Genomic DNA, 23,976 nt, shown 5'->3' on the forward strand with positions numbered 1-23,976 from the left:
AAAAAGTGGGTTCTCGATTTAGAAGTATTATCAAGATATTCTTAATAACACCTTATTATTAGTTTTTGCTTTCAGCTTTCGTCATTTCTGAAGACGCGTGGCTAGTAGAACAATGTCCGCCTGCACCTGTGCGGCCTTTTTTATCAAAAGCAGGGCGTGCTTCCCACGCTTTGATTTCAATTGCCACAGGCGCTTCATCAGCGGCTGGTGCTTTTGTCATTGGTGAGCTTGCATGTAGTTGGCGTGTAGCTACAACAGGCTCTTGACGAATAACGACTTCAGCTGGTTTGCTCACTGTTACTGCTTCAACTTCCACAACCGGTGTTGCGTTTTCTGCTGGCTGGCCTTCAATGACAGTTTCAACGACAGGGGTAGCAACAATTTCAACAGCAGCAACTTCTTTGTGTTGTTCAACAGTTTCTTCAGTTGCTATTACTGCTTCAACAGGTTGAGGCTCAGGTGTTGATGTTTCACTTTCTACTGGTGCAACCGTATCTTGTGCAACTTCTTCTGGCGCGATATTTGTTTCAATTTGTTGTGAAGTTTCATGCATGTAAGCCTCAGTGGTATTCAATACTGCTGAAATATTCTCTTTACGAGTAACATGCTCTTCTGTATTCACTTCATTGATTGCATCACTGATCACGTTAGTTTCAACAGGCTCAGTTTGTGGCTCTACTGCAACAATTTCAGCAATAGCTTCAGTGGTTGATTCAGTGCTAACAGTGACAGAGTAAGTTGATTCAGAGGTTTCTGTCTGTGCAATATCAGCAACAATGGCTTCTGAAACCACCGGTGCGATAGCTACCATTTGTGGATCTTTATGAGTAATAATGTGGTTTCCAACAGAAACGTCATTGTTGTTTTCAACATCATTCTCAATAAATGGTGCATCACTTACAGGAGTGACTGGATAGCGAATGAAGACTTTACCTGAAGCCAGTTCAGGAGAAGCAACTGCCATTGTCAGAGGCATTGGTGAGACTGTTAAGGTGCGCTCATCACGATAGCGACGACGACGTTGACCACTTACACGTAAATGACGAGGTGAACGGCGAGAACGACGTGGCATAACATTATCTTGTCCGTTATTATCTTCGTTCTTATTGTCATCTTGTGATTTAGTTGCATCAGGTAGTGCTTTTACAACTTGTGCTTCATTTGCTTCAACTTTCACAACAGCGACTGCTTTAGGTGCTGGTTTTTCAGTTGGGGCAACTTTAGTTTGTGTCGTTGCAACTGGTGGTTCAGAAACTGCTTTTTCGGTCGCAACAGGTACAACGGCTAATGTATTATCATCGTCAGTCACACGTACAGATTGTGTTAATTGACGACGATTACGGCGTTGCATAGCAGGGCGACGAGGTTCTTCTTTCTTCTCATCAGCACTATTCTTTGCAACAGTATCATTCTCAGAAAGAGCTGCTTGAGCTTTAGCTGCTTCTTGTTGTTGACGTTTCTCTTCTTGACGACGACGCTGTTCAGCACGTTGTTCACGACGCTGCTGGCGACGAGCTTCGCGTTCTGCAATCTCTTGTTCACTACTAACTTCAGTTGTTGGAGTCGTTTGTGGTTTTTGATTGCGATTCTTGCGATTGTCTTCGCTATTCGAGTTATCACGATTACGATCGTTATCACGGTCACGGCGATTATTATTGTTACGTCGATTATTATTACGACGCTCACGACGATTGTCGTTGTTCTCTTTCTTGTTTTCCTGTGGTTTTTCTTGTGTTACCGCAGGCTCTGGTTCACTAGTAAATAAGTTAGAGAAGAATTTTGCAATAGAAGCAAAGAAACCAGTACCTTGAGCTTCTTCTGTTTTAGCAGGTTTAGCTTGAGGTTGAGGCGCCTTTTTATTTTTTACTGTTTCAGCAACAGGTTCTTCTTGTAATCCAAAGGCTGAAATAGCAGGTTGTTCAGGTGCTTTACGCTCTGTAACAACATCATCTTCAGCTTCATTTAACTGATTTTCATGGAATTGCGCTAAGTTGTAGCTAAGAGAAGTAATTTCTTCGCCTTTACGTACACGAATAACAGAGAAATGAGGGGTTTGCATTTGGTCATTAGGAACAATAACCACTTTGACATTAGATTGACGTAACTCGATGTCGGTAACAGCTTTACGTTTTTCGTTCAGCAAATAAGAGGCGATTTGAACAGGTACAATCGCATGCACTTCATGGGTATTTTCTTTAAGTGCTTCTTCTTCAATAAGACGTAACACAGAAAGTGACAGTGATTCATTATCACGAATAGTACCAGTGCCTAAGCAGCGTGGGCAAACGTGATGGCTAGATTCACCTAATGAAGGGCTTAAACGTTGGCGAGACATCTCTAATAAACCAAAGCGAGAGATGCGTCCAATTTGAATACGAGCACGATCTTGACGAACAGCTTCACGCATTCTGTTTTCAACTTCACGTTGATGGCGCACAGGCGTCATATCAATAAAGTCGATAACAATTAAACCACCCAAGTCTCGTAAACGTAATTGGCGTGCAATTTCGTCAGCTGCTTCTAAGTTAGTATTAAATGCAGTTTCTTCGATATCACCACCACGGGTTGAGCGTGAGGAGTTGATATCAATCGCTGTTAATGCTTCAGTTGTATCAATAACTAAAGCGCCACCAGAAGGAAGGCGAACTTCACGCTGAAACGCAGATTCAATCTGTGATTCAATCTGGTAATGGCTAAATAAAGGAACGGCGCCAGTGTAATGGCGAATTTTACTAGCAAAATCACCACGGCCAATCGCTTCAATATGGCTACGTGCCATTTCAACGACTTTTGCGTTATCAATTAAGATTTCACCAATATCAGGACGTAAATAGTCGCGGAATGCGCGAACGATTACATTACTTTCCTGATGGATTAAGAATGGTGCAGGGCGATTGTCAGCTGCTTTCTTAATAGCATCCCAGTGTCTTAGACGATAGCTTAAGTCTTGTTGCAGTGCTTCAGCTGATTTACCAACACCAGCTGTACGTACAATCAGACCCATGCCATCTGGGATTTCAAGGCTTGATAAAGCTTCTTTAAGTTCAGTACGATCTTCACCTTCAATACGGCGAGAAATACCACCTGCACGAGGATTATTTGGCATTAATACCAAATAGCTTCCTGCAAGGCTAATAAAAGTGGTTAACGCTGCACCTTTATTACCACGCTCTTCTTTATCAACTTGAACAATAACTTCCTGGCCTTCTTTTAAGACATCTTTGATGTTAGGACGACCATGGGAGTGATAATTACTAGGAAAGTATTCGCGGGCTATTTCTTTGATAGGAAGGAAACCGTGGCGTTCCGCACCATAATCAACAAAAGCGGCTTCTAAGCTGGGTTCAATTCGAGTGATTTTACCTTTATAGATATTCGCTTTTTTCTGTTCATGACCGGGGCTTTCGATATCCAGATCGTACAAACGTTGCCCATCGACAAGGGCAACACGCAACTCTTCCTGCTGAGTTGCGTTAATTAACATTCTTTTCATATTGTGACTTACTCGTTATTTTCACGTTTTATAATGTGCCACTAACATACGTAATTACACTATTGATAACCGATGACCTCGTGTCTTTTACAAATGCGTCAACCTCACGGTTGTCGATTGTATAGAGGTGCAATATGTCGGTGAGTCTGATTTTTAGTTCAAAAATTCAGCACTCTTTAATTGAACACAATGTTTCAACTCAATAAGCGATGTATTTATGGCATACTAAATTGTTTGATTTTCGACTATGTCTTACGCCATTGCTGCATTTTGAAAATCAAACAAACAAAATTTTCATAAATATACCTGATAAACATAATCAGGAGAGTCTGCATTATTCCATTGGTGTTAGGGTTATAGCAAGATGACTTTTCTGCTTTGGTGACTTTTTCTGTATAAATATGAGAGATTAGCTAATGTTTCGTCTTTTTCCCATTATTCAGGTTAAAATAGACGACAGAATTGATGTTATTTTGTGCACCATAAAGTTGTTTGTAATTTTTATTTTAAGAGAGCCAAAGAATCGCCACTATGAAATCATTTAATCAAGTTCAGTTCGTCACCATTGATGGCGATGAAGCAGGCCAGCGTATCGATAATTTTTTACTGGCACGCTTGAAAGGTGTACCAAAAAGTATGATTTACCGAATTATCCGAAAAGGAGAAGTTCGAGTTAACAAAGGGCGAATTAAACCTGAATACAAAATTAATGCAGGCGACAGTATTCGTATTCCTCCTGTACGGGTATCAGAAAAAGAAGAGATCGCTGTATCACCAAAACTTGATAAAGTTTCGGCATTGGCAGATTGTATTTTATATGAAGATGACCACTTAATGCTCATCAATAAACCCTCAGGAACCGCAGTGCATGGGGGAAGTGGGTTAAGTTTTGGTGTGATTGAAGGCCTACGCGCATTACGCCCAGAAGCTCGTTTTTTAGAGCTTGTACATCGTCTTGATAGAGATACATCGGGTGTTTTATTAATTGCAAAGAAACGTTCAGCATTGCGTGCGTTGCATGAGCAATTACGCTTAAAACAGATGCAAAAAGATTATTTAGCCTTAGTTCGTGGGCAGTGGCAATCTCATACTAAAGTTGTTCAAGCACCGTTATTGAAAAATATTCTTCAAAGTGGTGAACGAGTGGTTAAAGTGAGTAATGAAGGAAAACCTTCAGAGACTCGTTTTAAGGTTGAAGAACGTTTTGAATTTGCCACACTTGTGAAAGCAAGCCCTGTGACAGGAAGAACACACCAAATTCGTGTGCATACATTACATGCAGGTCATCCTATTGCATTTGATGATCGCTATGGTGATCGTGATTTTGATTCACAATTGGTAGGAACAAAACTTAAGCGCCTATTCTTACATGCAAGTTCTTTGACATTTACTCATCCTTCAACGGGTGAACAAATGCGAATTGAAGCGCCAATGGATAATCAGTTACGTCATTGTTTACAAGTATTACGTAGTCAAAAATCTTAAGCTTGAAGTTTTTGTTTCAACAGAAAATTCGAATACTCAATACGCCCAGTTAGCTGGGCGTATTGTTTTTCTTAATTCACTAAGAACGTGAATAGAAAATAGGATTAACCTTCGACTTTTGTCATGCATTGCTCAACAATTTTATCAATATCCCACTCTTTAGGCAGTGATTTTGAGCCGTTTTTGCGCATTTCCATATCTACACGGATAAATTCTGTTATTCCGTAATTTTTAATAATATTGTCGTAAGTGCATTCACACACTTCGGCAATTTGAGGAATTAGCGCATCATCAGTAATACCCGAACCTAATATGCAACTACTGACAAAGTTCTTTTTAAATAAGGATGTGTTGTCCTCTTTTTTGTCTGAAATCACGCTGTCTTGGATAGTATTTGCGGTGGTAGTTGTTTTCGTTGTTGAAATTTCAGTATCTTTTTCATCAGAACAACCCACTAATGCTGTTACCACCACTAAAGCTGTTAAGACTGATGCTAATTTATTCATAATACGCTTTATCGCTACATAAGATTAAAAATAAGATGATCAGATTTATTTTTGATCATCAGAGAAAAATAATGGGTTTATTCTTTGCGAGAGTAACATTTTATTCAATCGGATAAGTGGTAAACCAATTAAAGAATTTGGATCATCGCCAACAAGTTTATCAAATAGAGTAATGCCTAGCCCTTCAGATTTAAAACTTCCTGCACAATTGAAAGGCATTTCTTTATTTAAGTAACTGATAATTTCTTCATCAGTTAAATGACGAAAGTAAACTTGAAATAACTCACAATGTGTTTGATGTTCTAACGTTAGGCTATTATATACAGTTAATCCGGTGTAGAACGAAATACATTGCCCTGAAGCTTGTTTTAATTGTGCAAAGGCATTATCAAAATTATGGGGTTTCCCCGTGATCTTTTTATTCAGCACACAAACTTGATCAGAACCAATTATAAGGTGATGTGGCAATTTTGCTTGTAAAGCGCTAGCTTTTTCATAGGATAAGCGGCTGACAAGATCTTGAGCGCACTCTGTGGGTTTTGGGGTTTCGTCAATCTCTGGAGATGCCTGTATAAAGGGCATTCCAAGCTTTTTCAGCAACTGAGCTCGAAAGGGTGAAGTAGACGCAAGAACGAGTGGCAACATATTTTTTTTAAAATCCGTAGCAAAATGATGCCTGACATTCTAAACTATGCGCCGCTGATAAAGCGAATTTTGGTGGAAAGGTGTAGATAACCCGCCTTTTTCTTTGACTATATTCCATTACAAAGATAATATGCGCGCCTTATGCAAAAGGTAAAATTACCCCTGACCATTGATGCGCTGCGAGCAGCTCAAAAGAATTTAGACTATGACGGTCATTATTCTCCAGAGCAAGTAAGCCGCTTAGCTGAATCGGTGGTCAGTGTGGACAGTAATATTGATGTGGCTTTATCATTTGATATTGACCATCAACGTCTTGCCGTGATTAAAGGACATTCCGATGTGGATGTAACTTTAGAATGTCAGCGTTGTGGTGGCCATTTTCCGTATCATGTTCACGCAACATATTGTTTTAGCCCTGTTGTCAGTGATGAACGGGCCGAGGCATTACCGGAAGAATATGAACCAGTCGATGTAAACGAATTTGGTGAAATAGATTTGCTGGCGATGATTGAAGATGAAATAATCCTCAACTTGCCGGTAGTTCCGGTACATGATTTTGAACACTGTGAAGTGTCCGACGCGGATATGGTGTTTGGTGAACTCCCTGAAGAATTATCAGAGAAACCAAATCCATTTGCCGTATTAGCCAGTTTAAAGAAAAGTACTAAGGAGTAAGGTCAATGGCCGTACAACAAAACAAACCAACTCGTTCTAAACGTGGTATGCGTCGCTCTCATGACGCGCTGACAGTAACTCAGGTTTCTGTTGACAAAACTTCTGGTGAAACTCACCTGCGTCACCATGTAACTGCTGACGGTTACTACCGTGGCCGCAAGGTTATCAACAAGTAATTAGCTTTATAGCTCGTTGATACCTTGACAAATCTAACCATAGCGTTAGATGCGATGGGCGGGGACTTCGGTCCTCGCATCACAGTGCCTGCTTGTTTGCGGGCGCTGGCATCTAATCCTCATTTAAAAATATTGCTGGTAGGCCAACCAGACTCTATCTCTCCTCTGCTTGCAAATCAAAATGCTGAGCTAATCTCCCGTTTACAAGTTATACCCGCAGAACATATTGTCGCCAATGATGCTAAACCTTCACAGGCTATTAGAGCAAGTAAAGGCACATCAATGCGAGTGGCACTTGATCTCGTGAAAACAGGGGAAGCACAGGCTTGTGTAAGTGCAGGGAATACTGGTGTATTGATGGGATTAGCAAAACTTCGACTTAATGCTATTGATGGAATTGAACGTCCTGCACTGGTTTCGGTATTACCTAACCAGAAAAAAGGTAAGACGGTTGTTCTGGATTTAGGTGCTAACGTTAATTGTGATAGCAAAATGCTGGTACAGTTTGCGGTAATGGGCGCAGTTATGGCCGAAGAAATAGCAGAGATTGATTCACCGAAAGTGGCGCTTTTAAATATTGGTGAAGAAGAGAGTAAAGGATTAGATAATATCCGCGAAGCTGCTACGGTATTAAAATCGACACCGAATATTAATTATATTGGTTATGTTGAAGGTAATGAATTACTGACAGGCAAAACTGATGTTTTGGTGTGTGACGGCTTCGCAGGTAATGTCTCCCTTAAAACGATGGAAGGGGTTATCAGAGTTTTCCTTTCATTGATTAAATCTTCTACTACCGAAAATAAAAAAACGTCGTGGTGGATGAAAATATTGAAGAAGTGGTTACAAAAACGGCTAATTACGCGTTTTGGACATATGAACCCCGACCAGTATAACGGTGCTTCTCTGTTAGGATTACGCGGTATCGTCATTAAAAGCCATGGTGGCGCAAATGAAAGCGCGTTTACAGCAGCAATAGAACAGGCTGTTCATGCCGTTGAGCGAAAAATTCCAGAGCGAATTGCTTCACGGCTGACAACAGTATTACCCAAGAGCGACTGATAGAATGTATACAAAAATCTTAGGTACTGGTAGTTACTTGCCTGTACAAGTGCGAACTAATGCCGATTTAGAAAAAATGGTTGAAACATCTGACGAGTGGATTGTTACCAGAACGGGTATTCATGAACGTCGAATTGCAGCAGAAGAAGAAACTGTTGCTGTGATGGGGGCGGGCGCTGGCGAAAAAGCATTAGAGATGTCAGGTATTGATAAGCAAGATATTGGATTGATTATTGTTGCGACTACATCTGGCTCACACGCATTTCCAAGCGCGGCTTGCCAAATTCAAAATGCATTAGGGATTAATGACTGTATTGCTTTTGATGTTGCGGCTGCATGTTCTGGTTTTGTTTATGCATTAAGTATTGCGGATCAATTTATTAAAGCTGGTTCTGTTAAAAAAGCATTAGTTATTGGTGCTGACAGATTATCTCACGCGTTAGATCCAGAAGATCGTGGCACGATTATCCTATTTGGTGATGCAGCAGGTGCTGTGGTTGTTGGTGCATCAGAAGAAGAAGGCATTATCTCTACCCATTTACATTCTGATGGACGTTTTGGTGATCTATTAGCATTACCTTATCAGAGTAGAGAAAGTGTCGATTTACCTGCTTACGTTACTATGGCAGGAAACGAAGTATTTAAAGTCGCAGTTCGTGAACTTGCCCACATTGTGGATGAGACACTTGAAGCTAACAAAATTGATAAATCTGAACTGGACTGGCTTGTGCCTCATCAGGCAAATTTAAGAATTATTTCAGCGACAGCGAAAAAGCTGGATATGACAATGGATAAAGTAGTGGTGACATTAGATCGCCATGGCAATACGTCAGCAGCATCAGTCCCAACAGCATTAGATGAAGCTGTAAGAGATAATCGCATTCAACGTGGTCAGTTAATTTTACTGGAAGCGTTTGGTGGTGGTTTTACTTGGGGTTCTGCACTTATCCGTTTTTAATATTATCAGGAAAATAAACATGACTGATTTTGCAATGATTTTCCCCGGTCAGGGATCACAAGCTGTTGGAATGCTTGCAGAACTTGCAGAGCAATACCCAATCGTGACTGAAACATTTGCTCAAGCATCTGATGTATTGGGTTATTCTCTTTGGGACTTAGTTCAAAACGGTCCAGAAGAAGAGCTAAACAAAACCTGGAAAACACAGCCAGCATTATTAGCAGCTTCTGTTGCTATCTGGCGTGTATGGCAAGAAAAACAAGGCAAAATGCCACAAATGATGGCAGGTCACAGTCTTGGCGAGTATTCTGCTTTAGTGTGTGCGGGTGTTATTGATTTCGCAGCTGCAATTAAATTAGTAGAATTACGCGGTCAACTGATGCAAGAAGCCGTGCCTGCGGGTACCGGTGCAATGTATGCGATTATCGGTTTAGATAATGACGCTATTGCAAAAGCCTGTGAAGAAGCAGCACAAGGACAAATTGTCTCGCCTGTAAACTTTAACTCACCGGGCCAAGTTGTTATTGCAGGCAACAAAGAAGCCGTAGAACGTGCTGGTGTGTTATGTAAAGAAGCAGGTGCTAAACGTGCTTTACCATTAGCGGTAAGCGTGCCTTCTCACTGTGCTTTAATGAAACCGGCAGCTGATAAGCTTGCGGTTGCATTACAAGAAATTGAATTTAAACAACCTGAAATTCAGGTTGTTAATAACGTTGATGTGGTAGCGCAAACTGATGCGAATGCAATTCGTGATGCGTTAGTTCGCCAGCTTTATAATCCTGTTCGCTGGACTGAAACGGTTGAACTTATTGCCGAAAAAGGTATCACACAACTATTAGAAATCGGGCCAGGAAAAGTATTAACTGGCTTAACAAAACGCATTTCTAAAGAAATGAACGCTGCAGCAGTTAATGATATTGCGTCATTAGATGTTGCATTAGGAAATGACTGAGGGATCTCATGGGATTTGACGGAAAAATAGCGCTAGTTACTGGTGCAAGCCGTGGTATTGGCCGTGCGATTGCAGAAGATTTAGTTGCACGCGGTGCGACAGTAATTGGTACAGCAACGAGTGAAAACGGTGCGCAAGCTATCAGCGAATATCTAGACGGTAAGGGTAAGGGTTTTGTGTTAAATGTCACAGAAAACGACTCTATCGAAAAATTTTTAGCAGATGTGCGTGCTGAATTTGGCGAAATTGATATTTTGGTCAATAATGCAGGTATTACTCGTGATAACCTGTTGATGCGCATGAAAGATGATGAGTGGCAAGATATCATTGACACTAATCTTTCATCAGTCTTCCGTCTGTCTAAAGCAGTTATGCGTGCTATGATGAAAAAACGTCATGGTCGTATAATTACCATTGGTTCTGTTGTTGGAACCATGGGTAACGCTGGACAGGCAAACTACGCGGCAGCAAAAGCGGGTGTGATTGGTTTTAGTAAATCATTAGCACGCGAAGTTGCTTCCCGTGGCATTACGGTGAATGTTGTTGCTCCAGGCTTTATCGAAACTGATATGACTAGAGCATTAACAGATGACCAAAGAGCAGGTATTTTATCTCAAGTCCCTGCTAACCGTTTAGGTGATGCCAAAGAGATTGCCAGTGCTGTAGCTTTCTTAGCTTCTGATGAAGCAAGCTATATCACGGGTGAAACATTGCATGTCAATGGTGGCATGTACATGATCTAATTATGGGGACGTCTTTATATTTGCTTTTTGCGTACAATATAATGCAAAATATAGCGAATAAAGTAGTCCACACAGTCGGGATTGGTTAGATCTTTTCCTGTATTTATAAACTAAGAAAATCATCGCGCAAGCGAGTTTTGATAGGAAATTTAATAGTATGAGCACTATCGACGAACGCGTTAAGAAAATCATTGTTGAACAACTGGGTGTTAAAGAGGAAGAAGTTGTAAATTCAGCTTCATTTGTTGATGACTTAGGCGCTGATTCTCTTGACACAGTTGAGCTGGTAATGGCTCTGGAAGAAGAATTCGATATCGAAATCCCAGACGAAGAAGCAGAAAAAATTACTACAGTTCAAGCTGCTATTGATTACGTTGAAAACGCAGGCAAATAAGCTTGCTAATCTAGGCGGTCACTCGACCGCCTATATTTTTAATCCTAAACTTTTTCCCTCCTTGGAGGATAAGCGTGTCTAAGCGTCGTGTAGTTGTGACCGGACTAGGCATGTTATCTCCTGTCGGTAATAACGCAGAAGCTTCTTGGGAAGCTGTGTGTGCCGGACAGAGTGGTATCGGCCTTATCGAAGATTTTGACACCAGTCATCATGCGACTAAATTCGCTGGATTGGTAAAAGATTTCAATCACGAAGATTATAATCTTTCGCGTAAAGACGCGCGTAAGATGGATCTTTTCATTCAATATGGTATTGCAGCTGGTGTGCAGGCCATTGCGGATTCAGGTCTTGAAGTAACAGAAGCCAATGCAAGTCGTATCGGAGCTGCTATTGGTTCTGGTATTGGTGGCTTAGGCCTTATCGAAGAAAACCATACATCTATGATGAATGGTGGTCCTCGTAAAATTAGCCCATTCTTTGTACCTTCAACCATCATTAACATGGTTGCAGGGCATTTAAGCATTATGTATGGTCTTCGTGGCCCTACAATCTCTATCGCAACAGCGTGTACTTCAGGTGTTCATAATATTGGACATGCTGCACGTATTATCGCTTATGGTGATGCAGATGCAATGCTGGCAGGCGGTGCTGAAAAAGCAACCACACCATTAGGTCTGGGTGGTTTTGGTGCTGTTCGTGCATTATCAACACGTAACGATAATCCTCAAGCGGCTAGCCGTCCATGGGATAAAGAGCGTGATGGTTTTGTATTAGGTGATGGTGCAGGCGTTCTTGTTCTTGAAGAATACGAACATGCTAAAAACCGTGGCGCTAAAATTTATGCTGAAGTAGTTGGTTTTGGTATGAGTAGCGATGCTTATCACATGACTTCACCAGCAGAAAATGGCGAAGGCGGTGCGCTGGCGATGACAAATGCACTGAAAGATGCAGGTATTGCCTCATCAGATGTGGGTTATATCAACGCACACGGCACATCAACAAATGCAGGCGACGTTGCTGAAGCTCAGGCGGTAGAAAACGTATTTGGTAAAGGCACTGATGTATTAGTTAGCTCAACAAAATCTATGACAGGTCACTTATTAGGTGCTGCGGGTGCAATTGAGTCTATCTTTACAATCCTTTCACTGCGTGATCAAATCGTACCTCCAACAATTAACCTAGATAATCAAGACGAAAATTGTCATCTTGATTTTGTTCCACATAAAGCACGTAAAGTTGAGAACATGGAATATGCTCTGTGTAACTCATTCGGCTTTGGTGGTACTAACGGTTCAATTCTCTTTAAACGCGTATAAGCCGTTTTTTGTAGAAAGTTGAAAAAATACCTAAAGGCCCAGGATTATTCTGGGTCTTTTATTTTGTCCTTTTACTGCCAGTTGCTTTATCATGTGCAGATTGATATCAATAACATAGATGTAAGGTGTGTTAGATGTATTGGGTAAATGGACAACAGCAACAAAATGTAGATGCCAGTGATCGAGCAGTACAGTTTGGTGATGGCTGTTTTACAACACTGGCTGTTGAACAGGGGGATCCCGTTTTATTATCTGCACACATAAACCGCTTAAAACAAGGCTGTAACGCTCTCTTTTTACCTCATCCTAATTGGTCTGAACTTGAAAAGCAGATCATCTATGTGGCTTCTCTGGCTCAAACAAAAAGTGTTATAAAAATTATTATTAGTCGTGGTTTTGGTGGGCGAGGATATTCCTCTAATGGATTTATAACACCGACAGTAATAATCTCATTGTCCTCTTATCCTACTCATTATCTCCACCAGCAAAACGAAGGTGTATCGCTTGGTATTAGCCCTGTTACCTTAGGGCAAAACCCTTTGCTGGCTGGGATCAAACATCTCAATCGTTTAGAACAAGTCCTTATCAAATATCATTTAGAAAAAACAGAATTTGATGATGTTTTAGTGTGTGATAATGAAGGATATTTAGTTGAAGCTAATGCAGCGAATCTTTTTTGGCGCAAAGGAAATAGGTTTTTTACACCAAATCTGACTAATTCAGGGGTAAATGGCATTATGCGCCAATCTATTTTTCAATTAGCTCAAAAAAATCATTGGAAAATTGATATTGTGAGAGAAAAACCTGAAACGCTTTATCAGGCTGATGAAATATGGTTAACAAATGCGTTGATGCCAGTGATCCCCGTTTCACAAATCACTTTTTCAGATGATAAGTGCTATAAATACCCTAGTAGGGATTATTATCATGTTGTTTTACAACACACTTTGTCACTTAAATAGAATTTAATGAGTTATAAATGAAGATAAAAAAAATAGTATGGATAGTTTTTTTTGCCTTATTGTTTAGCCTTGGCGCAGTTGCATTGTATATGATGCAACATATTCGGGGTTTAGAAGAAAATATTGTTGTGAAACAAGATGAAATGCTACTGACTGTACCAGCAGGAACAGGGCGTGTTGCTATGGAGCAACTATTAATAAAAAACAATCTGCTTAGCGAAGGGGATTTTTTTCAGGTTTTATTAAAAGTGAAACCTGAATTAAGCCAATTTAAAGCAGGTACTTATCGTTTAACAAAAGGAATGACATTGCATGATGTCTTACTGCTTATCAAAAGCGGTAAAGAAGCCCAGTTCTCAATCCGTTTTATTGAAGGAAGTCGCTTAAAGGATTGGCAATCTATTTTTGAGCAAGCGCCTCAACTTGCAGCTGTGGCACACACAATGGATAGTGATAAGTTACGTGAAGAAATAGGAATAAAACCAGAGATTTCTAATTTAGAAGGTTGGTTTGCACCTGATACATACCATTACACCGCGGGTACGACAGATGTCGCAATTTTAAAACGCGCCTACCAGCAAATGGAAAAAACATTAGAAGAAGAGTGGATTAAACGCGATAGTGATTTACCGTATAAATCGGCTTATGAAATGCTTATCATGGCATCAATTATTGAAAAAGAGACGGGCATTGATGCCGAAAGAACAAAAGTCGCGTCTGTTTTTATTAATCGATTAAAAACTAATATGCGATTACAGACCGACCCAACGGTCATCTATGGTTTAGGTGATAAATATAGAGGCACGATTTATCGTAGTGATTTAAATGGTTATACACCTTATAACACGTATCAAATTGATGGTTTACCACCAACACCAATAGCAATGCCGGGTGTCGCTTCAATTAGAGCTGCTGCACATCCAGCGGATACTCGTTATCTCTATTTTGTTGCAGATGGAACGGGTGGTCATAAATTTTCAACCACACTCAATGAACATAATAAAGCCGTCGCACAATATCGACGCTTACAACAAAGATAATTATGAACAACAGTAAATTTATTGTAATTGAAGGACTTGAAGGCGCTGGAAAAACCAGTGCGATCCAAACGGTTGTTGATACCCTAAAAGATAAAGGTATTACTAACCTAGCATTTACTCGTGAACCGGGTGGCACACCGCTTGCCGAAAAATTACGTGAACTTATCAAACAAGGTATTGAGGGTGAAAAAGTTACGGATAAAGCAGAATTATTGATGCTATACGCAGCGCGTGTTCAACTTATAGAAAACGTGATAAAACCTGCACTTGCGGATGGTAAATGGGTTATTGGTGATAGACATGATCTCTCTTCACAAGCTTATCAAGGCGGCGGGCGCGGCTTAGATAAAGATCTTATGTTGTCACTTCGTAATACTGTCCTTGGTGATTTTCGCCCTGACTTAACCTTATATCTTGATTTAGATCCTGCTATTGGCCTTGCCAGAGCGCGTGCTCGAGGCGAGTTAGATCGGATTGAACAAGAGTCAATGGATTTCTTTTATCGTACTCGCGAACGTTATCAAGCATTGGCTAAAGATGATGATTCTATTATTACGATAGATGCCTCTCAAGCAATTGAAAAAGTACAAGCAGATATTCGTCAAACATTAACAGCGTGGCTAGTTCAGCAGGAAAATAAATTACTATGAATTGGTATCCTTGGCTAAATCAGGCATATCGGCAACTTATTAGCATGTATCAAGAAGGGCGTGGTCATCATGCTTTGCTTTTACATGCGATAGAAGGCATGGGAGGAGAAGCACTCTCTTATGGATTAAGTCGTTGGTTAATGTGCCAGAATAAACAGGGATTAAAAAGTTGTAATGAATGCCATAGCTGTCGATTGATGCTTGCTGAAACACACCCTGATTGGCATGTTTTACAAAGTGAAAAAGGTAAGTCTTCGATAGGTATTGAAGTTGTAAGAAAAGTCACTGAAAAGCTGGAGCATCATGCTCAGCAAAGTGGTTCTAGAGTAGTTTGGATAAAAGACGTTGAAGCGTTAACAGAAGCGGCTGCAAATGCATTACTCAAAACGTTAGAAGAACCGCCTAAAAACACCTATTTTTTACTGAATTGTCAGCAACCAGAGGTTTTATTAGCGACATTGCGTAGCCGTTGTTTTTATTACCATTTAGCAACGCCGGATCTTCAACACGCAACGCACTGGTTACAGCAACAATTACCAAATATACCTTATGCGAATAGTGTGACAGCATTGAATTTATCGCAGAACGCTCCAATTTTGGCGCTTTCATTATTGAAAGATGAGTGGAAAGAAAGAGAGACTTTTTGCCAAGCGTTATACACCAGCATACAACAACGTAATTTATATGCATTTCTGCCACAATTAAATCAAGATAATGCTGAGCATCGCCTGTATTGGTTGTTATCACTGCTGCTTGATGCATTAAAATATCAAACCAATGCACAAACCTATTGTGTGAACCAAGATCAGCAAGCATTGATTATGGCGTTATCACAATGGCCTTCGGATATTTTATTATCCACTATTGATGGATGGAAACAGTGTCGTTATCAGTTAATGACCATTCCTGCATTAAATAGAGAATTATTACTAGTAGAACAACTGCTAGATTGGGAAAATCAGCTAGCCACAAAAAATTAATTAGCTATATATTAATTATGATTTAGCTGTAATAAAAAACACCTATACGTTGTACCAGATAAATGAGAGTAAGTTATGTTTTTAGTTGATTCACACTGCCATCTCGACTGCTTAGATTATGAAAAATTACATGAAAATATTGATGATGTTGTCGAAAAAGCACAGCAGCGTGATGTTCAATATATGTTAGCAGTAGCAACTACATTACCGGGTTTTAAGAGTATGCGTGAGCTAATCGGTAAACGTGACAATATTGCCTTTTCTTGTGGGATCCACCCTTTAAATTTAGACGAAGGTCATGATGTTGAAGAATTAGCTCGTTTAGCAGCCGCACCTGATGTTGTGGCTTTAGGTGAAACAGGGCTAGATTACTATTACCAACAAGAAAATGCGGCACTACAACGTGACATTTTCCGTGAGCATATTCGTATTGGGCGCCAAGTTAATAAACCCGTTATTGTGCATACACGCAGTGCTCGTGAAGATACGTTATCCATTTTAAAAGAAGAAAAAGTTCAAGATTGTGGCGGTGTTCTGCATTGCTTTACAGAAGATAAAGAGACCGCAACAGCATTACTTGATCTTGGAATGTATATCTCCTTTTCCGGCATTGTGACATTTAGAAATGCAGAACAAATTAGAGAGGCCGCTCGTATCGTTCCTCTTGATAGAATTTTAGTCGAAACAGACTCTCCTTATTTGGCACCAGTTCCTCATCGCGGAAAAGAAAATCAACCGGCTTATGTCCGTGATGTTGCAGAGTATATGGCAGTCTTAAAAGGGGTGAGTGTTGAAGAGTTAGCGCAACAAACAACGCGTAACTTTGCTAAGCTCTTTCATATTCAAAACTTACCTGCTTAATAGAATTGATCAGGAATTAAAATAAATAATAAGGTGATGAAAATGGCAGAAGAAACAATTTTCAGTAAAATTATTCGTGGTGAAATCCCAGCTAATATCGTTTTTCAAGATGATACAGTGACCGCATTTCGTGATATTTCACCTCAAGCACCCACTCATATTTTAATTATCCCCAATAAACTTATTCCTACTGTAAATGATGTTACTGTGGAAGATGAACAAGTATTAGGACACCTTTTTGTTGTTGCTGCAAAAATTGCACAACAAGAAGGTATTGCGGAAGACGGTTATCGTTTGGTGATGAACTGTAACAAACATGGTGGACAAGAAGTTTTCCATATTCATATGCATTTGCTTGGCGGAAAACCATTAGGGCCACTATTAAGCCAATAATGGATATAATGCTAACAGCAGGATAACAGGAAGTAATACATGATAAGACAAGGTAAGGCCATTTGTTCATTACTTATCGCTGTATTTATGACGACATTGCTCTCAGGATGTTTATCATCTCATTCAGGTAATAAACTCTATTTCAATCGTCAGCAGGCTATTATTATGGAGCCTTCGGTATTAGTTGTAGGTGTTGTTGCTGGTCAGCCAACCATTGAACACCATGCTAATGGCACAAAAGCGACAGTCATGTTATCAAATACACAATCTTACCCTGTCTCTATTCGCTATCGTTTTTATTGGTATAACGAACAAGGGCTTGAAGTTTCCCCTGCTGGGAATGTAAATGATGTGACTATTCTTGGCGATGGTGATACCGAAATTAGTGGTGATATACCAGATAAGACCATTAGTTATGTCAGAGTTTATCTCTTTACTTAGGATAAGGTAACGCGAGCATGAAAAGAGTTCTATTTGTGGCGATGTCTGTGTTTTTATTAGCAGGTTGTCCATCCATGTTGCCACAACAACCGCCAGTACCTGTTGAACCAGTTACGCCTACTGAGCCAGTAGAGCCACCTAAACCCATAGAGCCACCGATTGAAGTTGTGCCAACGCCACCTAAAATCACGAGTATTAATTGGAATGCAGCTGTCACGCCTTTAATTAGAGAAATGGCGGTTACTGGTGATTTAGAAGTGGGTAAGCTTATCGTTGTTGATAATGTTAAAAATAATTCAGGCGGGAATATTCAAGCGGTAAATGCAACCAATACTATTATTGAATCAGTTAATACTATTAGTGCATTGCAAACTGTGCCTTATACACAAATGATGTCAGCACGAAAAGCACTTGGTTTATCAGGTGAAGATAGTTTAGGTCTTCGTAGTGCAGCGATTGGTTTAGCCCGTTATTTGAAGGCTGATTATATTTTATTCTCAACCGTTGATGGTAAAAAAGATAACCGTGTGATCAGTATGCAGTTAATGTCAGTTTCTTCTGGTGAAATTCTTTGGAATGGACGCCATCAGGTTGAGTGATCCGCATTACTCAAGTTTGCTTAATGCCTTGCAAGCGCTTTTTCCTGCAACGGCATTAAGTAAATGGAAAATTACGACATTAGAAGGATCAGGTGGTGGCGCTTTTCGCGTGCAATGTGCAGATATAGATTGGGTTGCTCGTTATTATGGTGATGAAAAAAAAGCGCTTTATGTACATGGAAGAAAAGAATACGCCATTTTAAAACAGCTTTCAGGATCTGACATATCACCTAAAGTTGCCACCCGTTATAAAGAATGGTTTTTTCTTTATTGGTTACAGGGCGAACATTTAACCCATCAATCGCTTTTTAGTACTTATTTAAAACCGCTGGCTGAAAAAATAGCTATACTTCATCAACACACGCCGCTAGGTTTCCCTCTTAACTTAAATCATGAGCTATTAGTTTATTGGCAGAGTATTGATAGGAAACGCTTGTCTGCTAAATGGCTACACTTACAACAACATTTTTTACGCCAACCGCGATGCAATCTCATAAAATACGCGCCTGCTCACATGGATTTGCATGTTGAGAATATTCTTCTTAGTGATTCAGGTATAAAATTTATTGATTGGGAATATGCCGCCGATATTGATACAGCGGATTCGTTGATGACGTTCTTTGCAACAAATCAACTCAATGAATCGCAGCAAAATATGTTTTTAGATTATTATTGTTCGTATCATTGCCATTATGCTCAACTCAAAGAGACGGATGTTTCTTCTGTAAAGGAGTTGAGAGAGCGTATTCTTTCAAGAGAGCCATTTATTTTTTATATGATGCTAATGTGGTATGAAGTTCGTTGGCAACAAACAAAAGATAGATCATTTTTAATAATGTCTGAACCTTTACGTCGCTATTTTAGTCTGACGAGTTAAAGACGTTATCTTGTCACAATTACAAAGAGAGGAATGTTATGGGTCCAGTAATGCTTGATGTTGAAGGATATGAACTCGATAGTGAAGAGCGTGAAATTTTAAAGCATCCTCTTGTCGGGGGATTAATCCTTTTTACCCGCAACTTCCACGATGCTGAACAATTAAATGAATTAGTTCGCCAAATTCGTGATGCATCTCATGAGCGCCTTGTGATTGCAGTAGACCAAGAAGGAGGACGAGTACAGCGTTTTCGTGATGGTTTTACACGCATACCGGCAGCTCAATCTTATGCGGCATTAAATGAAAGTTATCAAGCGAGCCATTTAGCACAAGAAGCTGGATGGTTAATGGCATCAGAAATGATAGCTATGGATATTGATATCAGTTTTGCGCCTGTACTCGACTTAGGTCATAACTGTATTGCCATTGGTGAGCGTTCTTTCCATGATTCACCGGAAGTTGCCATGACAATGGCAGAGAGTTTTATTAAAGGTATGCGCTCTGCTGGCATGAAATCAACAGGTAAACATTTCCCTGGCCATGGTGCGGTCAGAGCAGATTCTCATAAAGAAACGCCTCGCGATGATCGCTCTTTAAATGATATTCGCCAACGTGATATGTCTATTTTTAAAGATTTTATTCAACGCCAGTTATTAGATGCCATTATGCCTGCTCACGTTATTTACTCTCAGGTTGATGAGCGTCCTGCAAGTGGCTCATCGTACTGGCTGAAATCCATTTTACGTGAACAATTAGGCTTCCAAGGCGTTATCTTCTCTGATGATTTATCGATGGAAGGTGCTGCTATTATGGGAAGTTACGCAGAAAGGGCACAACGTTCATTAGATGCTGGTTGTGATATGCTGTTAGTGTGTAATAACCGAAAAGGGGCGGTGAGTGTGTTAGATAACCTGTCCTCTGTCAAAGCAGAACGCATTTCCACATTGTACCATCACCGAGGTCGTTACACATTGAGTGAGCTACAAAACTCTGATCGTTGGAGAAAAGCGAATCAGTTGCTGACCCAATTACAGGAGCAATGGCAGGAGCGAGCATGATTATATATTTACATGGTTTTGATTCCACAAGTCCTGGAAATCATGAGAAAGTTTTACAGCTACAGTTTATTGATCCTGATGTGCGTTTTTTAAGCTACAGTACGTTGCATCCTCGTCATGACATGCAACACTTACTGAAAGAAACGGATAAAGTGATTAAATCCACGAAAGAGCCCGTATTAATTTGCGGTGTAGGATTAGGTGGATATTGGGCAGAGCGTATTGGTTTCTTATGTAATATTCGTCAGGTAATGATTAACCCTAATCTTTTTCCTTACGAAAACATGACAGACAAAATCGACAGACCGGAAGAATATTTAGATATTGCAACGAAATGTATTAAAGATTTTCGTTCTAAAAACAAAGATAACGCTTTAGTAATTTTATCCCGTAATGATGAGGTTTTAGATAATCAGCGTTCTGCTGATGAATTATCGCCTTATTACTCTGTAATTTGGGATGAAGTACAAACGCATAAATTTAAGAGCCTCTCTGAGCATCTATTTAAAATTAAAGCGTTTAATAGCAAAAGCTAAGACTAAAGTAATGTGTTTAAAATGGATGGCGTTTGTTCCATCCATTTTTTTGTCTAATGTAGCTAAAAATGCTCATACTTTCCTTTCTACCTATCTCTTTTCAACATTTGTTTTGATCCTTTATTTTTATCATTTCAATTATCACGACTGACTTTAACAGTCTCCTTTGTTGTTATTATGTTAATTCATTGTATTTGTTGATAAAAATAAATACCTTTGTATTTTTAATGGTGATTTATTCATCACTCAAAGGCAAAAAACGACTATATTCTTCAAAAAATAGGTATGAATATTCAAATATTTTTGATATAAATCAACTTTGGTATGACCATCTTCCCAATTAACTTGCTTAAGAACAAAAATAACAGCCGAAACGATTTAACTGCCGTTATTTAAGTAGATTTCACTAAGGCTATTTAAATAACAACAGTAAATATCTTTATGGAGTGACGTTAAATGTCATTAAAAAAAATTGTTATTGTCGGTGGTGGTGCGGGTGGTTTAGAACTGGCGACCAAATTAGGCAATAAATTAGGACGCAGCAAAAAAGCAGAAATTACCTTAGTGGATCGCAATAACAGCCATCTATGGAAACCCCTGCTACATGAAGTAGCAACGGGCTCTTTAGATGATGGCGTTGATGCTTTAAGCTATCTAGCACACGGTTATAACCATCATTTCAATTTCCAATTAGGTTCATTAACGGGGCTTGATCGCGAACAGAAAAACATCACACTGGCTGCTATTTATAACGAAGAGCAAGAGCTACTCGTACCTGAACGCACGTTAGACTACGATATTTTAGTGATGGCATTAGGCAGTAAATCAAACGATTTTGCTACCCCAGGTATTAAAGAAAACTGCATTTTCTTGGATAGTCCGCAACAAGCACATCGTTTCCATAACGAAATGTTGAATTTGTTCTTAAAATATTCAGCAGATGCTAATGCACAAGAAGAAAACCGTAAGGTAAATATTGCGATTGTGGGTGGTGGTGCTACGGGTGTTGAGCTTTCGGCTGAATTGCATAATGCAGTACGCCAACTAAATAGCTATGGATTAAAAAAATTAGCGCCTTCAGCATTAAATATTACGTTGGTTGAAGCAGGCGAACGTATTTTACCTGCATTACCAGTGCGTATTTCTAGTGCTGCACATCAAGAATTAACAAAATTAGGCGTGCGAGTGATGACCAAAACTATGGTCACAAGCGCAGATAACGGTGGATTAAACACCAAAGATGGTGAGCATATAGATGCTGACTTAATGGTGTGGGCAGCAGGTATTAAAGCGCCTGATTTTATGAAAGAGATTGCAGGTCTAGAAACCAATCGTATTAATCAGTTAGTTGTTAAACCCACCTTACAAACAACCTTAGATGAGTCTATCTTTGCGATTGGTGACTGTGCATCTTGTCCACGAAAAGAAGGGGGATTTGTTCCTCCAAGAGCACAATCCGCTCATCAAATGGCAAGTCGTTGTTACAGCAATATTTTAGCAATGTTAAAAGATAAACCGCTAAAAGATTATGTGTTTACCGATCATGGTTCGCTCGTTTCACTTTCTAAGTTCAGTACTGTAGGTAGTTTGATGGGGAATTTGATGAAGGGTGACATGATGATCGAAGGGCGCATTGCGCGGATTGTTTATATCTCTTTATATCGAATGCATCAGATTGCTTTGCATGGTTACATCAAAACAGGGCTTATGATGTTAGTAGGATCAATCAACCGAGTAATTAGACCTAAGCTGAAACTTCATTAATTTATCTTTTGCTTTGTAAATAAGACAAAAGTTACCTTTTTAAACCCTCATATTATATGAGGGTTTTTTATCTATTTTTTCTTTTAAATTAAATAATTAAATGAGAATATCTAAACAAGGTAAATAATCTTAGCATAAAGCACTAGATGATTTATCTGTTTATATCGAAAATAACCAATAACTCTAAAGCTCAATAGAACAATGATAAATATAATTTTATTATTAAGGTTAAACTTGTAATATTAAAGATAGCATTTGTTTTTATTTATTACGCTAAGTTATTTAAGAATTTTCTTAAATAAAAAATGATGTTTAATTCATTAATTCATCAAATAAAATGTTATGGTATTTCGTAAATTTGTATTAGAAAGATAATAAGTGAAAATTATTAGAGATAAGCTTAACTTGTTATTTTTACTTGTATTTAAGTGAATAAAATAATTTTACAAATCTTAAAAGTAAATTTTATAATATGAGTTAAATATGAAATATCGCCTATTTTTAGGCAACACTTGTTAACTTGGTGTTATCATAATGCTATATTATAAAATAGTATAATGACTTCTATTTTTTTCAGCTTAATAAATTAAGATCTATCTTAATATAATGTGTAAGTCTTAAGAATGTAGTCAGTATTTATTTAATTAAGTAATTAAAACAGAAATAAGTGGTGTATTTAACATGTCATAAATACGTAGTTTACTTATTATGTTAATCAGCATGGATGTTGAATTAAGCTATCAGATTAGAGAATTCATTTATTGAATACTAAATATATTAGCCAGTTAGAGTGAAACAGTGGCTTTTATTACGTATCTGCGGCAATTAAGGATAAAACAAATGAAAAGGGGTAAAAGTGGGTGTTAATGTCAGAAAGTACACACTAATAGGACTAATCATTGTATTAGCTATTCTTTCATTTATTGCATGGAGGTGGGTATTTCCCCAGCCTCAATACGCTCATGTCGTTTCGGCGACACCTATTAAATCGACCGTTTTTGTGACAGAAGAGTATTGTCATCGAATTGGCTTACCTACACCTTTTACACCAGAAAAATTGTCACGATTTCATCCTGCAGAGCAAGAGTGTCGAGTGTTTTATATGATTGAAGCACTTAATAATAGCAATATTGCTAATTTCCCTTATCCCCAATTTAAAGAGTGCATTCCAATTTATCGTCAAGAGCGCAGAGTTGTGGGTTATGATGTGCTTTATACTATCGATGGAACACCAGGCAAAGTACGGACTACATTTAAACCAGGTGAAGTTATCGCGTTAGATTCTGATGGTAGGCTGATTTTAGAACAAGAACCTTATTGCTCTATGAATGAAAAAGTACCTTGTCGCAAAGAATAAACCTAATGATATAAAAAGAAAGGCGTAATGAAGTTACTTCAGTTACGCCTTTT

25 protein-coding genes are annotated in these 23,976 nt (G+C 39.1%); 22 read left to right on the forward strand and 3 right to left on the reverse strand.

Translation table 11 applies throughout. The features are described 5' to 3' along the window. Nucleotides 1-58 precede the first annotated feature (58 nt). Nucleotides 59-3,493 carry a ribonuclease E gene (gene rne, locus GWJ01_RS05585; RefSeq protein ID WP_161710832.1) on the reverse strand — a complete coding sequence of 1,145 codons (3,435 nt, stop codon included), beginning with the start codon at nucleotides 3,491-3,493 and terminating at the stop codon, nucleotides 59-61. 531 nt (nucleotides 3,494-4,024) lie between these two features. On the opposite strand from rne, the gene rluC reads away from it, so the two are divergent. Further along, nucleotides 4,025-4,978: a 23S rRNA pseudouridine(955/2504/2580) synthase RluC gene (gene rluC, locus GWJ01_RS05590; protein WP_098943379.1), complete on the forward strand. Its 954-nt coding sequence runs from the start codon at nucleotides 4,025-4,027 to the stop codon at nucleotides 4,976-4,978. A gap of 104 nt (nucleotides 4,979-5,082) precedes the next feature. Here rluC and GWJ01_RS05595 read toward each other — a convergent pair whose 3' ends face one another. Beyond that, the gene (locus GWJ01_RS05595; protein ID WP_109395324.1) at nucleotides 5,083-5,484 is read right to left on the reverse strand and encodes a hypothetical protein; all 402 of its coding nucleotides are present in this window, start codon (nucleotides 5,482-5,484) and stop codon (nucleotides 5,083-5,085) included. A 45-nt stretch (nucleotides 5,485-5,529) separates the two neighbouring features. Next, nucleotides 5,530-6,129, reverse strand: a complete 600-nt coding sequence (locus GWJ01_RS05600; RefSeq protein WP_161710833.1) for a Maf family protein — start codon at nucleotides 6,127-6,129, stop codon at nucleotides 5,530-5,532. A 141-nt stretch (nucleotides 6,130-6,270) separates the two neighbouring features. On the opposite strand from GWJ01_RS05600, the gene yceD reads away from it, so the two are divergent. From yceD to umoD, 21 genes are all read left to right on the forward strand, one after another. Beyond that, nucleotides 6,271-6,804, forward strand: a complete 534-nt coding sequence (yceD, locus tag GWJ01_RS05605; RefSeq protein WP_036937758.1) for a 23S rRNA accumulation protein YceD — start codon at nucleotides 6,271-6,273, stop codon at nucleotides 6,802-6,804. Nucleotides 6,805-6,809: 5 nt separating this feature from the next. Next, nucleotides 6,810-6,980, forward strand: coding sequence for a 50S ribosomal protein L32 (rpmF, locus tag GWJ01_RS05610; RefSeq protein WP_006537252.1), 171 nt, complete (start codon nucleotides 6,810-6,812; stop codon nucleotides 6,978-6,980). 24 nt (nucleotides 6,981-7,004) lie between these two features. Beyond that, nucleotides 7,005-8,042: a phosphate acyltransferase PlsX gene (plsX, locus tag GWJ01_RS05615; protein WP_109395326.1), complete on the forward strand. Its 1,038-nt coding sequence runs from the start codon at nucleotides 7,005-7,007 to the stop codon at nucleotides 8,040-8,042. Between the two features lie 4 nt (nucleotides 8,043-8,046). Beyond that, nucleotides 8,047-9,000 carry a beta-ketoacyl-ACP synthase III gene (locus GWJ01_RS05620; RefSeq protein WP_098943375.1) on the forward strand — a complete coding sequence of 318 codons (954 nt, stop codon included), beginning with the start codon at nucleotides 8,047-8,049 and terminating at the stop codon, nucleotides 8,998-9,000. 19 nt (nucleotides 9,001-9,019) lie between these two features. Then, nucleotides 9,020-9,952, forward strand: a complete 933-nt coding sequence (fabD, locus tag GWJ01_RS05625) for an ACP S-malonyltransferase (RefSeq protein ID WP_109402762.1) — start codon at nucleotides 9,020-9,022, stop codon at nucleotides 9,950-9,952. 8 nt (nucleotides 9,953-9,960) lie between these two features. Beyond that, nucleotides 9,961-10,695, forward strand: a complete 735-nt coding sequence (gene fabG / locus GWJ01_RS05630) for a 3-oxoacyl-ACP reductase FabG (RefSeq protein WP_088493190.1) — start codon at nucleotides 9,961-9,963, stop codon at nucleotides 10,693-10,695. Nucleotides 10,696-10,852: 157 nt separating this feature from the next. Then, the gene (gene acpP, locus GWJ01_RS05635; protein WP_004247087.1) at nucleotides 10,853-11,089 is read left to right on the forward strand and encodes an acyl carrier protein; all 237 of its coding nucleotides are present in this window, start codon (nucleotides 10,853-10,855) and stop codon (nucleotides 11,087-11,089) included. 74 nt (nucleotides 11,090-11,163) lie between these two features. Next, on the forward strand, nucleotides 11,164-12,405 hold the full coding sequence (fabF, locus tag GWJ01_RS05640; RefSeq protein WP_088493189.1) for a beta-ketoacyl-ACP synthase II: 1,242 nt from the start codon (nucleotides 11,164-11,166) through the stop codon (nucleotides 12,403-12,405). Between the two features lie 134 nt (nucleotides 12,406-12,539). Continuing rightward, nucleotides 12,540-13,367 carry an aminodeoxychorismate lyase gene (pabC, locus tag GWJ01_RS05645; RefSeq protein ID WP_109395329.1) on the forward strand — a complete coding sequence of 276 codons (828 nt, stop codon included), beginning with the start codon at nucleotides 12,540-12,542 and terminating at the stop codon, nucleotides 13,365-13,367. Between the two features lie 17 nt (nucleotides 13,368-13,384). Then, nucleotides 13,385-14,407 (forward strand): endolytic transglycosylase MltG, encoded by a 1,023-nt coding sequence (mltG, locus tag GWJ01_RS05650; RefSeq protein WP_109395330.1) that lies wholly within the window; start codon nucleotides 13,385-13,387, stop codon nucleotides 14,405-14,407. A gap of 2 nt (nucleotides 14,408-14,409) precedes the next feature. Next, complete coding sequence (tmk, locus tag GWJ01_RS05655) at nucleotides 14,410-15,057, forward strand: dTMP kinase (protein ID WP_109395331.1); 648 nt, start codon at nucleotides 14,410-14,412, stop codon at nucleotides 15,055-15,057. Further along, the gene (gene holB / locus GWJ01_RS05660) at nucleotides 15,054-16,037 is read left to right on the forward strand and encodes a DNA polymerase III subunit delta' (RefSeq protein ID WP_161710834.1); all 984 of its coding nucleotides are present in this window, start codon (nucleotides 15,054-15,056) and stop codon (nucleotides 16,035-16,037) included. The genes tmk and holB overlap by 4 nt, the downstream gene beginning before the upstream one ends. 75 nt (nucleotides 16,038-16,112) lie before the next feature. Further along, nucleotides 16,113-16,898, forward strand: coding sequence for a metal-dependent hydrolase (locus tag GWJ01_RS05665; RefSeq protein ID WP_109395333.1), 786 nt, complete (start codon nucleotides 16,113-16,115; stop codon nucleotides 16,896-16,898). Nucleotides 16,899-16,940: 42 nt separating this feature from the next. Then, a complete protein-coding gene (gene hinT / locus GWJ01_RS05670; protein WP_098943364.1) occupies nucleotides 16,941-17,291 on the forward strand; it encodes a purine nucleoside phosphoramidase in 351 nt (116 codons plus the stop codon). 39 nt (nucleotides 17,292-17,330) lie between these two features. Continuing rightward, nucleotides 17,331-17,732, forward strand: a complete 402-nt coding sequence (locus tag GWJ01_RS05675; protein ID WP_109395334.1) for a YcfL family protein — start codon at nucleotides 17,331-17,333, stop codon at nucleotides 17,730-17,732. Nucleotides 17,733-17,749: 17 nt separating this feature from the next. Then, a complete protein-coding gene (locus GWJ01_RS05680) occupies nucleotides 17,750-18,331 on the forward strand; it encodes a penicillin-binding protein activator LpoB (protein WP_109395335.1) in 582 nt (193 codons plus the stop codon). Beyond that, nucleotides 18,309-19,208, forward strand: coding sequence for a phosphotransferase (locus tag GWJ01_RS05685; RefSeq protein ID WP_109395336.1), 900 nt, complete (start codon nucleotides 18,309-18,311; stop codon nucleotides 19,206-19,208). The genes GWJ01_RS05680 and GWJ01_RS05685 overlap by 23 nt, the downstream gene beginning before the upstream one ends. A 38-nt stretch (nucleotides 19,209-19,246) precedes the next feature. Next, nucleotides 19,247-20,266, forward strand: a complete 1,020-nt coding sequence (gene nagZ / locus GWJ01_RS05690) for a beta-N-acetylhexosaminidase (RefSeq protein ID WP_109402765.1) — start codon at nucleotides 19,247-19,249, stop codon at nucleotides 20,264-20,266. Further along, nucleotides 20,263-20,802: an alpha/beta hydrolase YcfP gene (ycfP, locus tag GWJ01_RS05695; RefSeq protein WP_109395338.1), complete on the forward strand. Its 540-nt coding sequence runs from the start codon at nucleotides 20,263-20,265 to the stop codon at nucleotides 20,800-20,802. Before nagZ ends, ycfP begins: the two co-directional genes overlap by 4 nt. A gap of 456 nt (nucleotides 20,803-21,258) precedes the next feature. Then, nucleotides 21,259-22,566, forward strand: coding sequence for an NAD(P)/FAD-dependent oxidoreductase (locus GWJ01_RS05700; RefSeq protein ID WP_161710835.1), 1,308 nt, complete (start codon nucleotides 21,259-21,261; stop codon nucleotides 22,564-22,566). A gap of 856 nt (nucleotides 22,567-23,422) precedes the next feature. After that, the gene (gene umoD, locus GWJ01_RS05705; protein WP_098943352.1) at nucleotides 23,423-23,923 is read left to right on the forward strand and encodes a flagellar biogenesis regulator UmoD; all 501 of its coding nucleotides are present in this window, start codon (nucleotides 23,423-23,425) and stop codon (nucleotides 23,921-23,923) included. The last annotated feature ends 53 nt before the right edge of the window (nucleotides 23,924-23,976 follow it).

This window comes from Proteus sp. G2618 (genome assembly GCF_009915995.1).
Lineage (GTDB): Bacteria > Pseudomonadota > Gammaproteobacteria > Enterobacterales > Enterobacteriaceae > Proteus > Proteus terrae.

What these genes read in the sequence shown, in the direction of transcription:
- rpmF (WP_006537252.1), top strand. Translation starts at nt 6,810, where the DNA reads ATGGCCGTACAACAAAACAAACCAACTCGTTCTAAACGTGGTATGCGT.
- fabD (WP_109402762.1), top strand. Translation starts at nt 9,020, where the DNA reads ATGACTGATTTTGCAATGATTTTCCCCGGTCAGGGATCACAAGCTGTT.
- holB (WP_161710834.1), top strand. Translation starts at nt 15,054, where the DNA reads ATGAATTGGTATCCTTGGCTAAATCAGGCATATCGGCAACTTATTAGC.
- GWJ01_RS05665 (WP_109395333.1), top strand. Translation starts at nt 16,113, where the DNA reads ATGTTTTTAGTTGATTCACACTGCCATCTCGACTGCTTAGATTATGAA.
- GWJ01_RS05685 (WP_109395336.1), top strand. Translation starts at nt 18,309, where the DNA reads ATGGACGCCATCAGGTTGAGTGATCCGCATTACTCAAGTTTGCTTAAT.
- fabG (WP_088493190.1), top strand. Translation starts at nt 9,961, where the DNA reads ATGGGATTTGACGGAAAAATAGCGCTAGTTACTGGTGCAAGCCGTGGT.
- yceD (WP_036937758.1), top strand. Translation starts at nt 6,271, where the DNA reads ATGCAAAAGGTAAAATTACCCCTGACCATTGATGCGCTGCGAGCAGCT.
- rluC (WP_098943379.1), top strand. Translation starts at nt 4,025, where the DNA reads ATGAAATCATTTAATCAAGTTCAGTTCGTCACCATTGATGGCGATGAA.
- tmk (WP_109395331.1), top strand. Translation starts at nt 14,410, where the DNA reads ATGAACAACAGTAAATTTATTGTAATTGAAGGACTTGAAGGCGCTGGA.
- pabC (WP_109395329.1), top strand. Translation starts at nt 12,540, where the DNA reads ATGTATTGGGTAAATGGACAACAGCAACAAAATGTAGATGCCAGTGAT.
- hinT (WP_098943364.1), top strand. Translation starts at nt 16,941, where the DNA reads ATGGCAGAAGAAACAATTTTCAGTAAAATTATTCGTGGTGAAATCCCA.
- GWJ01_RS05620 (WP_098943375.1), top strand. Translation starts at nt 8,047, where the DNA reads ATGTATACAAAAATCTTAGGTACTGGTAGTTACTTGCCTGTACAAGTG.
- GWJ01_RS05675 (WP_109395334.1), top strand. Translation starts at nt 17,331, where the DNA reads ATGATAAGACAAGGTAAGGCCATTTGTTCATTACTTATCGCTGTATTT.
- GWJ01_RS05595 (WP_109395324.1), bottom strand. Translation starts at nt 5,484, where the DNA reads ATGAATAAATTAGCATCAGTCTTAACAGCTTTAGTGGTGGTAACAGCA.
- nagZ (WP_109402765.1), top strand. Translation starts at nt 19,247, where the DNA reads ATGGGTCCAGTAATGCTTGATGTTGAAGGATATGAACTCGATAGTGAA.
- acpP (WP_004247087.1), top strand. Translation starts at nt 10,853, where the DNA reads ATGAGCACTATCGACGAACGCGTTAAGAAAATCATTGTTGAACAACTG.
- GWJ01_RS05680 (WP_109395335.1), top strand. Translation starts at nt 17,750, where the DNA reads ATGAAAAGAGTTCTATTTGTGGCGATGTCTGTGTTTTTATTAGCAGGT.
- rne (WP_161710832.1), bottom strand. Translation starts at nt 3,493, where the DNA reads ATGAAAAGAATGTTAATTAACGCAACTCAGCAGGAAGAGTTGCGTGTT.
- GWJ01_RS05700 (WP_161710835.1), top strand. Translation starts at nt 21,259, where the DNA reads ATGTCATTAAAAAAAATTGTTATTGTCGGTGGTGGTGCGGGTGGTTTA.
- ycfP (WP_109395338.1), top strand. Translation starts at nt 20,263, where the DNA reads ATGATTATATATTTACATGGTTTTGATTCCACAAGTCCTGGAAATCAT.
- mltG (WP_109395330.1), top strand. Translation starts at nt 13,385, where the DNA reads ATGAAGATAAAAAAAATAGTATGGATAGTTTTTTTTGCCTTATTGTTT.
- GWJ01_RS05600 (WP_161710833.1), bottom strand. Translation starts at nt 6,129, where the DNA reads ATGTTGCCACTCGTTCTTGCGTCTACTTCACCCTTTCGAGCTCAGTTG.